This is a genomic window from Mycobacteriales bacterium (assembly GCA_035550055.1).
Classification (GTDB): Bacteria; Actinomycetota; Actinomycetes; order JAFAQI01; family JAFAQI01; genus DASZTV01.
This window is the reverse complement of sequence record DASZRO010000120.1, coordinates 66,565-77,335: the sequence shown is the minus strand read 5'-3', so window position 1 is coordinate 77,335 and position 10,771 is coordinate 66,565. Positions and strand designations below refer to the sequence as shown.

The window sequence follows — 10,771 nt, the reverse complement described above, 5'->3', positions numbered from 1 at the left end:
CTACGTCGCCGTGTGCGAACGGCTCAACGAGCTCACCCCCGGCGATCACGACAAGCGCTCGTTCCTGGTCAACTCCGGGGCGGAAGCCGTCGAGAACGCCGTCAAGATCGCCCGGTATGCGACCGGCCGGCAGGCGGTCGTCGCGTTCGACCACGGCTTTCACGGGCGCACCCTGCTCGCCATGACGCTCACCGGCAAGGCCATGCCGTACAAGCGCGGCTTCGGGCCGTTCGCCCCCGAGGTCTACCGGGCGCCGTACTCCTACCCGTTCCGTGGCACGGGCGATCTGGGTTCGACCCTGGCGTTCCTCGACAAGACGATCGGCGCCGACAGCGTCGCCGCAGTCGTCGTCGAGCCGATCGCCGGCGAAGGCGGCTTCATCGTTCCCGAGCCCGGCTGGCTCGCCGGTCTTGCGCAGTGGTGCCGGACAAGCGGCGCGCTGCTGATCGCCGACGAGGTGCAGACCGGACTCGGCCGCACCGGGGCGTGGTTCGCCTGCGAGCACGAGTCGGTCGTGCCGGACATCGTGACCACCGCAAAGGGCCTGGGCGGCGGCCTGCCGATCGGTGGCATCACGGCTCGCGCCGACGTCGTGGACCGGGTCCACCCGGGCGGGCTCGGCGGCACGTTCGGCGGCAACCCGCTGTCGTGCGCTGCTGCCCTCGCCGCGATCGAGACGATCGAAGCCGACGGGCTGCGGGCGCGCGCGAGCGCCATCGGCACCCGGATGACCGCCTCACTTCGCGACGCGCAGGGCCGCACTTCTCGCATCGGCGAGGTACGGGGTCGCGGCGCGATGGTTGCGGTCGAGCTCGTCGGCACGGACGGGAGGAGTCCCGACGCGGCGCTCACCGCGGCGGTCGCCGCTCGCTGTCACGCGGAGGGCGTTCTCGTGCTGACCGCAGGCACCTTCGGAAACGTCCTGCGCTTCCTGCCTCCGCTGGTCATCTCCGACGACCTGCTCACCGACGCACTCGACGTCCTGACCGAGGTGCTGACCTCAACCGTCGACTGACCGTTCGACCATGCCCCATGGGGCGCCGTAGTCAGCGAGCAGGTCGAGGAACGGCTGCGGGGAGAACGCCTCAGGGCCGAGCACGCCGGCCTGCGACCACACCCCTGCCGCGAGCAGCTCCATCGCGACGACCGGGTTCACGGCGGTCTGCCACACGACGGCTTGCGAGCCCCACTCGCGCATGCATCGTTCGTTGTCGGCGACCTGGTAGAGGTAGACCTCGCGCGGTGCCCCGTCCTTGCCGGACCCGGTCACCCACGTGCCCGCACAGGTGAGACCACGCATCGCCTCGCCGAGTGTCGCGGGGTCGGGTAGGCACGCCGCGACGACGTCCCGCGGCGACACCCGAGCGGAGCCGACCGCCACCGGATCCGTCCGGTCGAGCCCGAGCTTGTGCAGCGTGCGCAGCACCGAGATGAACTCCTCGCCGAGCCCGTACTTGAACGTCACCCGGCTCGCGTCGACCCAGCGAGGGATCAGCACCACCTCTTCGTGCTCGACGTTGACGCACTCCACCGGCCCGATCCCCTCCGGGAAGTCGAACACCTCCGGTTCGGAGAACGGCGCCGTCGTGAACCAGCCGCGGTCCCGTTCCCAGACGACCGGCGGGTTCAGGCACTCCTCGATCGTGGTCCAGATGGAGAACGTCGGCGCGAAGTCGTGACCGTCGACGACGAGGTTCGCCCCGTCGCGCACCCCGACCTCGTCGATCCGGGAGAAGAGCTCGTCGGCCGCGTAGCGGGCGAAGACGTCCGACAAGCCGGGTTCGACGCCGATCCCCACGAGCGCGAGCAGGCCAGCCCGCTCCCAGTCCTCCGACACCGCGAACTGCGCGTCGCCGAGCATCACCCCGGTCTTGGCGTACGGCTGTTCGGGGTGCGGGTGGGACAACGACATCGCCATGTCGAGGTACGTCGTGCCAGTCGCGCGCGCCGCCTCGAAGATCGGCATCACGAACCGCGGGTCACACGCGTTGAGAACGACGTCGGCGCGAGCGGTGCGCAACAGCTCGGCAACCGCCGAGGTGTCGGAGGCGTCGAGCTGCGCGGATCGGAAGCGCCGATCCCCGACCCGGTCGGCGACGCCGCGTGCCCTGGCCTCGTCGAAGTCGGCGACGACGAACTCCTCGTGGAAGTCGCGGCGCTTCGCGATGAGTGCGGCGGCGCCCCCGACGCCGCCCGCGCCGATCATGACAACGCGCATTCCGGGACAGTAGCGTCCAACGCAAGATCCACCAGGGCGTGCGGGAGGGGCGGCATGACCACGATCACCGAGAACCCGGCGGCTGGTGCGAAGGGACTCAAGTCCGGCGCGCTCGGCCTGTGGTCGACAGTCGTGGTCGGGGTCGCCTCCACGGCGCCGGCGTACAGCCTCGCGGCGACCCTCGGCTACATCGTGCTACACGCAACGGTGCACACGCCGATCGTCGTGATCCTCGCGTTCATCCCGATGTGGATGATCTCGATCGGCTACAACGAGATGAACAAGGCCGACCCGGACTGCGGCACGACCTTCACGTGGGCCACGCGGGCGTTCGGCCCGAAGACCGGCTGGTACGCCGGCGGCTGGGGCATCATCGCCTCCGACGTCCTGATCATGGCCAGCCTCGCGCAGATCGCCGGCCAGTACGTCTTCCTGCTCTTCGGCGCCCATGGCATCGGGAGCAACGCCGCCAGCGGCTGGGTCCTGCTCGTCGGGCTGGTCTGGCTCGCCGTCATGACCTACATCTGCTACCGCGGCATCGAGGTGTCCGCGAACATGCAGAAGGGCCTGCTCGCGATCGAGGCGGGGATGCTCGTCATCTTCGCCGTCGTCGCGCTGGTGCGGGTCGGCACCGGCCACGCGCCGGCGTCTCACATCTCGCCGTCGTGGGGTTGGCTCAACCCGTTCGGCATCTCGTCGGTGTCGGCGTTCGTCGCCGGCTTCATCCTGATGATCTTCATCTACTGGGGCTGGGACACCGCCGTCACGGTCAACGAGGAGACGGCGGACCCGCAACGGACGCCGGGTCGGGCCGCGGTGATCTCGACCATCCTGTTGCTGGCGATCTACTTCGTCGTCACGTTCGCGGCGCAGGCATTCGCCGGGATCGGCGACAAGGGCATCGGGCTGGCGAACTCAGCCAACGTGAACGACGTGCTCTCCGTACTGGGGCACGCCGTGTTCGGTCACAACTGGGTGGGCACCGTCTTCTTGAAGCTGTTGCTGTTGATGGTGCTCAGCTCCGCCGCGGCGTCGACCCAGACCACGATCCTGCCGACGGCTCGCACCACGCTCGCGATGGCGGTCTATCGAGCCATCCCGTCCTCGTTCGCCAAGGTGCACAAGAAGTACCTCACCCCGACCGTCTCGACACTCGTGATGGGTGGCGTGTCGGCCGTGCTGTACGTGGTCTTCAACTACCTCTCTCACGGAAACGTCATCGCCGACTCCGTGACGTCGTGCGGCGTGTTCATCGCGCTGTACTACGGCACCACCGGGCTCGCGTGCACCTGGTACTACCGAAAGACGCTCACCAAGAACACCCGCGACTTCTTCATGCAGGGGGTCATCCCGACGCTCGGCGCCGCCATCTTGTTCTTCGTCGGTGGCTGGAGCATGTACCTCAACTGGCTCAGCCCGACGTCGTCGAACCCCGGCATCCTGAACATCGAGTCCAGCTTCACGTCGTGGCAGATGCCGTTTGCGCCGCACTGGGACATCGGCGGCGTCGCGCTGCTCGTCATTCTCGCGGCGCTCGTCGGGCTGATCGCGATGGCGGCGTACGGGATCGCCCGACCGGCCTTCTTCCGCGGCGAGGTGCTCAACTCGGCCACCCCGACCCTCGTCCCGGAGTCCACCGGCTTGGCAATCGGTACGCCGCCCTCGCTGAGCTCCGACGACGTGCCGCCGGGAGCGCCGCTGGTGCCGCCGGACGCGCTCGAGACCTAGGTCCGGCGGCTACCCGAGGCTGGTCATGACGTGCTTGATGCGGGTGTAGTCCTCGAACCCGTACATCGACAAGTCCTTGCCGTAGCCCGAGTGCTTGAACCCGCCGTGCGGCATCTCGGCGACCAACGGGATGTGGGTGTTGATCCACACGCAGCCGAAGTCCAGCGACTTCGCCATGCGCATGGCTCGCCCGTGATCACGCGTCCAGACCGATGACGCGAGGCCGTACTTCACGCCGTTGGCCCAGCGCAGCGCTTCGGCCTCGTCGTCGAAGCGCTGCACGGTGATCACCGGCCCGAAGATCTCGTTCTGCACCATCTCGTCGTCCTGGCGAAGGTCGGCCACGACGGTGGGCTCGTAGAAGAAGCCACGATCGCCGATGCGGTGACCGCCGCTGCGGACCGACGCGTGCGACGGCACCCGATCGACGAAGCCCGACACCCGCTCCAGCTGGCCGGCGTTGTTGAGCGGACCGAAGTCCGCGTCGTCGTCGGGGGCGCCGACCGTCTGGCCTTTCGCGGCTTCGGTCAACGCGTCGACGAAGTCGCCGTAGACCCCAGGCGCGGCAAGCACCCGGGTCGCGGCGGTGCAGTCCTGACCTGCGTTGAAGTAGCCGGCCACCGCGATCCCGTCGACCGCGGCTTCGAGGTCGGCGTCGTCGAAGACGATGCAGGGCGCCTTGCCGCCGAGCTCGAGGTGAACCCGCTTGAGGTCACCTGCGGCGGCCGCGGCGACCTCGCCACCCGCGCGCACGCTGCCCGTGATCGACACCATCTGAGGGGTGGGGTGGCTCACGAGCGACCGGCCGGTGTCGCGGTCGCCGCAGATCACGTTGAGCACCCCCGGCGGCAGGAACTCAGCGGCGATCTCGGCAAGCATGATCGTGCTCGCCGGCGTGGTGTCGGAGGGCTTGAGGACCACGGAGTTGCCCGCCGCGATCGCGGGCGCGAACTTCCAGACGGCCATCATCATCGGGTAGTTCCACGGCGTGACCTGCGCGCAGACTCCCACCGGTTCCCGGCGGATCATGGACGTGTGTCCGGCGAGGTACTCCCCCGCCGATCGCCCCTCGAGCACCCGCGCCGCTCCGGCGAAGAACCGGATCTGGTCGACCGCGGGCGGGATCTCCTCGGACATCGTCAGGCCGCGAGGCTTGCCGGTGTTGCGGCACTCGACGTCGACGATCTCCGCGGCGCGAGCCTCGATCGCATCCGCGATGTCGAGCAGCGCCTTCTGTCGTTGCGACGGAGTGCTCTCGCGCCAGACCGCGAAACCGCTTTCCGCCGCGGACATTGCCGCGTCGACGTCCTCGTCACCCGAGACCGGCGCCTGGGCGTAGACCTCCCCGGTCGACGGGTCCACCACGTCGATCGTCCGGCCGCTCTTGGCAGCGACCGACCTGCCCCCGACAAAGTTGCGCAGCTCCATGCGGCCATCCTGCCTCGCCGCGACCGGCAGGGACACTAGTGTCGGAACAGAAGCTGATCTTGCGCGGAGGCGCCCCATGTCCACTGGCCCCGGCACCGCTGGCACGAGCTCGGACCTGTCCGAGGCGGCTCGCCGCCATCTCTGGATGCACTTCACTCGGATGTCGGCGTACGCCGACCACGAGGTGCCCATCATCGAACGCGGTGAGGGTGCCTACGTCTGGGACAGCCACGGCAAGCGCTACCTCGACGGCCTGTCCGGCCTGTTCGTCGTGCAAGCCGGGCACGGCCGGCAGGAGCTCGCCGACGCGGCGGGCAAGCAGGCCACGCAGCTCGGCTACTTCCCGCTGTGGGGCTACGCCCATCCGAGTGCCGTCGAGCTCGCCGAACGTCTGGCGTCCTACGCGCCTGGCGACCTCAACCGGGTGTTCTTCACCACCGGCGGCTCGGAAGCCGTCGAGAGCGCCTGGAAGCTCGCCCGCCAGTACTTCCAGCTGACCGGCGAACCCGGCCGCTACAAGGTCATCAGCCGCGAGATCGCCTACCACGGCACGACGCTCGGCGCGCTGTCCATCACTGGGGTGCCAGCCATCAAGGCGCCGTTCGAGCCGCTCGTTCCAGGCGGCGTGCGGGTCCCCAACACGAACTTCTACCGCGCGCCCGAGCACGGCGACGACCTCGAACGCTTCGGGGTGTGGGCGGCAGAGGAGATAGAGCGCGCCATCTTGCGCGAGGGTCCGTCCTCGGTCGCGGCGGTGTTCCTCGAGCCGGTGCAGAACTCCGGGGGCTGCTTCACACCGCCCCCGGGGTACTTCGCGCGGGTACGCGAGATCTGTGACCGGTACGGCGTGCTGATGGTCAGCGACGAGGTGATCTGCGCGTTCGGCCGGCTCGGCCACTGGTTCGGCGCACAGCGCTACGGCTACACGCCGGACATCATCACCGTGGCCAAAGGAATGACGAGCGGCTACTCGCCGATCGGCGCCATGCTGGTCTCCGACCGGCTGATCGAGCCCTACCTGTCCGGGACCAACTCGTTCCTGCACGGCATCACGTTCGCCGGCCATCCGGTGTCGTGCGCCGTCGCGATGGCGAACCTCGACATCTTCGAGCGCGACGGCCTCCTGCCGCACGTGCTGTCGAACGAGGCCGGCTTCCGGGCCGCGATGGAGCGCCTGCGCGACCTGCCGATCGTCGGCGACGTACGCGGCGACGGCTACTTCTACGGGATCGAGCTCGTCAAGGACAAGGCGACCCGAGAGACGTTCGACGACGCCGAGAGCGAGCGGCTGCTGCGCGGCTTCCTGTCGCCGGCACTGTTCGAGGCGGGGCTGGTGTGTCGTGCCGACGACCGCGGCGACCCGGTGATCCAGCTGGCGCCGCCGTTGATCTGCGAGCCCGCCCAATTCGAGGAGATGGAACAAATCCTGCGCGGTGTGCTGACCGAGGCCTGGACGAAGCTCTGACCTTCCGAGCGCCGAAGCCGCGAGTGACGAATCGCTCGCTCTGGCTGGACACCTGTGGCGAGGACCTGACACCGCGACCGCAGCTGCCCGGCGACCGCAGCGCGGACGTCGCGATCGTCGGCGCCGGGTACACCGGGCTGTGGACGGCACACCACCTCCTGCGTCGCGAGCCGTCGCTGCGGGTTGCCGTCATCGAGCGGGAGATCGCGGGATGGGGCGCCTCCGGGCGAAACGGCGGTTGGTGCTCGGCACTGTTCCCTGGTCGCGACCCCTCGGGTGCGATGCGGCGCGCGCTGGTGCGCGTGGTCGACGAGATCGGCGCCTGGTGCCGCGAGCACGACGTCCCCTACGCGAAAGGCGGCACGCTGACCCTGGCGCGCGGCGCCGCGCAGACGCACCGACTCGGCGACCGGGACGGCTGGCTCTCGCAGGACGCCACCCGCGCCCGAGTGCGGGTGGCGGGGGCCAGCGGCGCGGTCTTCGACCCCGACTGTGCGGCCATCCACCCCGGCATGCTGGTCCGCCGGCTGGCGCAGGCGGTCGAAGCGCAGGGCGGCGAGATCTTCGAGCACACGGCCGTGCTCGACGTACGACCCGGTGCGTTGGTCACGCCGCACGCAACGGTGCGCGCCGAGGTCGTCGTCCAGGCCACAGAGGGCTACTCCTGCGAGCTGCCGGGACAGCGTCGCCGGCTCGCGCCGGTGCGCTCGCTCGTCATCGCCACCGAGCCGCTTCCCGCGCCGGTCTGGGAGGAGATCGGCTGGGCGGGTCGGGAGACGCTCACCGACGACCGGCACCTGATCGTCTATGCGCAGCGCAGCCACGACGACCGGATAGTTCTGGGCGGGCGCGGGGCGCCGTACCGATTCGGGTCACGCACCGATGGCGAAGTCGGGTACGCGCGTACTCACGCCGCTCTGCAGCGCACGATGCAGGAGCTGTTCCCGCAGGCAGCCGCCGCCGCGGTCACTCACCGGTGGGGTGGCGTCCTCGGCGTCCCGCGCGACTGGATGCCGTCGGTCCGGTTCGATCCGGTCAGTGGCATCGCACGAGCGGGCGGCTACGTCGGCGACGGCGTCGCGTGCTCGGCCCTGGCCGGTGAGACGCTCGCCGACCTGATCCTCGGTCGTGACACCGATCTGACCAGGCTGCCGTGGGTGGGCCACCGCTCCCCCGACTGGGAGCCGGAGCCGCTGCGCTGGCTCGGCATCTGCGCAATGACCGCCGCGATGGCCGCGGCCGACCGGGCCGAGCGGCGTACCGGACGGTCCTCCGCTGTTGCGGCCGGCCTCAGCCGCCTGATCGGAAAGTCAGGGTGAAGTCTTCGCCGCCGGTCAGCGGGCTCGCTGATACGAGCGTCGTCCCTCGGCGCACCCACTGGAATCGGAACGGGTGCTGCGTGCCGATCGGCCGCGAGTTCACCCGTACGTCGCTGACCTGCGAGGCGGTGAAGGGGTCGAGGCTGCCGCTCTGGCCGTCGACCACGACGCTGTTGTCGCCGATGAACGTCTGCACGCCCCGGCGGCCGGCGCCGGTCCGGCTCTTCGACGCGCCCGAGGTGACGTCGTCCAGACTCACCACGGTCCCGGCCGGGACCACCCGGACCGACACCTCGACGGTGTCCCCCGCATCGAGCTCGAAGTCGTTGAACGCCTTGTTGTCCACGAGCATCACCGACTCGTAGACCGCCCCGCCGTCCTCGCACGCCACGCCGACGCCGGCGCCTGATGTGGTGTGCGCCCCGGTCCGCGCGTTGATGTTCGAGTACACGAGGACGGACGGACCGACCCCACTGAAGCTGTTCACGCAGGTGATGGTCGGAACGACGAAAGTCGCGGTGACCTGCCGGACCGGCTTGCCGGGGTTGGACACCGCGTAGCCGGCGAAGATCGGGCTGCGCTTCGGTGTCACCGACGCGTCCGCGGCGGTCGTCGCGGTCAGCGCGCAGAGCGCGACCGCGGCGGTCACCACGCCCGCCCGCCGCCGGACCGGCGAAGACGTCGTCCCGGCCGTGGCCATCATGACGCCTCGAGTGCGGCGAGCTGCCCGCACGCACCGTCGATCTCGCGCCCTCGGGTGTCCCGGACCGTGGTGGACACGCCGTACGAGCGCAGGATCCGGACCATTTCGGTCTCGCGCTCGCGACTGGTGGCGGTCCACTGCGAGCCGGGTGTCGGGTTGAGCGGGATCAGGTTGACATGGGCGAGCTTGCCGGCGAGCAGCGAACCGAGCAGGTGGGCCCGATCCGCCTGGTCGTTGACGTCGCGGATCATCGCGTACTCGAACGACACCCGGCGCTTCGTGGTTGCGGCGTAGCGCCAGGCCGCGTCGAGCACCTCGGCGACGTTCCAGCGCAGGTTGACCGGCACGAGCGTGTCACGCAGCTCGTCGTCGGGCGCGTGCAGCGAGACGGCGAGGTTGACCTGAAGGCCCTCGCCGGACAGCCGATCGATGGCCGGCACCAGGCCGACCGTCGACACCGTGATGTGCCGCTGCCCGATGCCGGCACCGGCCGGCAGCGGGTCCGTGAGCCGTCGCAGGGCGCCGACCACGGCCGAGTAGTTGGCGAGCGGCTCACCCATCCCCATGAACACGATGTTGTCGACCTCGCCGCGACCGCCGAGCACGACCTGTCCGACGATCTCGGCGGTCGACAGGTTCCGGGTCAAGCCCGCTTGACCGGTCGCGCAGAACGGGCAGCCCATGCCGCACCCGGCTTGTGACGAGACGCACATCGTCACCCGGTCCGGGTAGCGCATCAGCACGCTCTCCACCAGCGAGCCGTCGACGAGGCGCCAAAGCGTCTTGCGGGTCTGGCCGTTGTCGCACTCGATGTCGCGGACCCGATCGAGCAATCGCGGCAGGAACTCCTCCGCCAGTCGCTCCCGGTCCCGCGCCGGCACATCGGTCATCGCGTCACGGTCACCGTGATGGGCGAAGTAGTTGCGCGAGAGCTGCTCGGCCCGAAACGCCGGCTCGCCCGCCGCCGCGACCGCTGCCCGGCGCTCCTCCGCGGTGAGGTCAGCCAGGTGGCGTGGCGGCTTCGCGGGCCTCACGATGTCCCCGCCATCAGTGGAACGGGACGAACGCCGACAGCAGGGCCCACGCGACCGGGGCCGAGGGCAGCAGGGAGTCCAGCCGATCCATCAGCCCCCCATGCCCGGGCAGCAGCGTTCCCATGTCCTTGATCCCGAGGTCGCGCTTGACCATCGACTCGCCCAGATCCCCCAACGTGGCAGAGGTCACCAGCGCCAGGCCGAGCAGGACGCCCTGCCACCAGTAGGTGTGCAGCAGCGTCGTGCACAGCAGCCATCCGATGAACGCACACATCAGCGTGGACCCGACGAGGCCTTCGATCGACTTCTTCGGGCTGATGCGCGGCGCCAGCGGATGCTTCCCGAACAGCGCGCCGACGGCGTAGCCGCCCACGTCGCTCGCGACGACCGTCGCCACGAAACAGGTCACCCGCCGGTCACCGTCGGGCGCCCCCAGCAGGAGCCCGCAGAAGCCGGCGAGCAGCCCGACGTAGGCGATCGCCAGGAAGCCCGAGGCCAGGTCCCCGACCAGGCCGTCCACTCCGCGGCCCACCCGCCAGACCACGATCAACGCGACGGTCAGCAGGAACGCGGTCGTCATCGCCTGGCGCCCGACCGCATAGGACACGCAGAGGATGGCGGTGGAGCCGACCACCAGCGGGATCAACGGTGGATGCATGTCCTTGGCGCCGAGCGCCCTGGTGAGCTCGTACATGCCCATCCCGATCGCGAGCACCACCACCGCGAGGAACGCCGGACGGTAGAGGTAGAGCGTCGTCAGCACGAGTGCGCCGAGTCCGAGCCCGACGCCGACGGCGACCGGGACGTTTCGGCCCGCCCGCGAAGGTTCCTCGTTGCTCATCGTGGTCTGCCAGGAGGCTGACGGCGGTAGCGCCG

The 10,771-nt window shown here is 69.9% G+C and carries 9 protein-coding genes; 4 read left to right on the top strand and 5 right to left on the bottom strand.

Annotated elements, in window-relative coordinates:
* On the top strand, positions 1 to 1,015 hold a 1,015-nt coding region (locus VG899_17470), incomplete at its 5' end, for an aminotransferase class III-fold pyridoxal phosphate-dependent enzyme (GenBank protein ID HWA68155.1).
* Here VG899_17470 and VG899_17465 read toward each other — a convergent pair.
* Positions 1,001 to 2,218 (bottom strand): saccharopine dehydrogenase C-terminal domain-containing protein, encoded by a 1,218-nt coding sequence (locus VG899_17465; protein HWA68154.1) that lies wholly within the window; start codon positions 2,216 to 2,218, stop codon positions 1,001 to 1,003. The genes VG899_17470 and VG899_17465 overlap by 15 nt on opposite strands.
* A gap of 54 nt (positions 2,219 to 2,272) precedes the next feature.
* Here VG899_17465 and VG899_17460 point away from each other — a divergent pair, with 54 nt between their 5' ends.
* Positions 2,273 to 3,946: an APC family permease gene (locus tag VG899_17460; GenBank protein HWA68153.1), complete on the top strand. Its 1,674-nt coding sequence runs from the start codon at positions 2,273 to 2,275 to the stop codon at positions 3,944 to 3,946.
* Positions 3,947 to 3,955: 9 nt separating this feature from the next.
* Here VG899_17460 and VG899_17455 read toward each other — a convergent pair whose 3' ends face one another.
* Positions 3,956 to 5,374: a gamma-aminobutyraldehyde dehydrogenase gene (locus VG899_17455; GenBank protein ID HWA68152.1), complete on the bottom strand. Its 1,419-nt coding sequence runs from the start codon at positions 5,372 to 5,374 to the stop codon at positions 3,956 to 3,958.
* 76 nt (positions 5,375 to 5,450) lie between these two features.
* Here VG899_17455 and VG899_17450 point away from each other — a divergent pair, with 76 nt between their 5' ends.
* Together VG899_17450 and VG899_17445 are read left to right on the top strand one after the other, a co-directional pair.
* On the top strand, positions 5,451 to 6,839 hold the full coding sequence (locus VG899_17450) for an aspartate aminotransferase family protein (protein ID HWA68151.1): 1,389 nt from the start codon (positions 5,451 to 5,453) through the stop codon (positions 6,837 to 6,839).
* A gap of 23 nt (positions 6,840 to 6,862) precedes the next feature.
* On the top strand, positions 6,863 to 8,158 hold the full coding sequence (locus tag VG899_17445) for an FAD-dependent oxidoreductase (protein ID HWA68150.1): 1,296 nt from the start codon (positions 6,863 to 6,865) through the stop codon (positions 8,156 to 8,158).
* Here the strand turns inward: VG899_17445 and VG899_17440 are convergent.
* The 3 genes from VG899_17440 to VG899_17430 are packed head-to-tail and all read right to left on the bottom strand — an operon-like array spanning position 8,130 to position 10,736.
* Entirely contained in the window at positions 8,130 to 8,858 is a 729-nt protein-coding gene (locus tag VG899_17440) for a G1 family glutamic endopeptidase (protein HWA68149.1), read from the bottom strand. The genes VG899_17445 and VG899_17440 overlap by 29 nt on opposite strands.
* Positions 8,858 to 9,895 (bottom strand): 23S rRNA (adenine(2503)-C(2))-methyltransferase RlmN, encoded by a 1,038-nt coding sequence (rlmN, locus tag VG899_17435; protein HWA68148.1) that lies wholly within the window; start codon positions 9,893 to 9,895, stop codon positions 8,858 to 8,860. The genes VG899_17440 and rlmN overlap by 1 nt, the downstream gene beginning before the upstream one ends.
* 13 nt (positions 9,896 to 9,908) lie before the next feature.
* Complete coding sequence (locus VG899_17430; GenBank protein ID HWA68147.1) at positions 9,909 to 10,736, bottom strand: phosphatidate cytidylyltransferase; 828 nt, start codon at positions 10,734 to 10,736, stop codon at positions 9,909 to 9,911.
* Positions 10,737 to 10,771: the final 35 nt, after the last annotated feature.

Excerpts from the sequence above, each read along its gene's own strand:
- VG899_17465 (HWA68154.1), bottom strand. The coding sequence starts at position 2,218 with ATGCGCGTTGTCATGATCGGCGCGGGCGGCGTCGGGGGCGCCGCCGCA.
- VG899_17460 (HWA68153.1), top strand. The coding sequence starts at position 2,273 with ATGACCACGATCACCGAGAACCCGGCGGCTGGTGCGAAGGGACTCAAG.
- VG899_17450 (HWA68151.1), top strand. The coding sequence starts at position 5,451 with ATGTCCACTGGCCCCGGCACCGCTGGCACGAGCTCGGACCTGTCCGAG.
- VG899_17455 (HWA68152.1), bottom strand. The coding sequence starts at position 5,374 with ATGGAGCTGCGCAACTTTGTCGGGGGCAGGTCGGTCGCTGCCAAGAGC.
- VG899_17440 (HWA68149.1), bottom strand. The coding sequence starts at position 8,858 with ATGGCCACGGCCGGGACGACGTCTTCGCCGGTCCGGCGGCGGGCGGGC.
- VG899_17430 (HWA68147.1), bottom strand. The coding sequence starts at position 10,736 with ATGAGCAACGAGGAACCTTCGCGGGCGGGCCGAAACGTCCCGGTCGCC.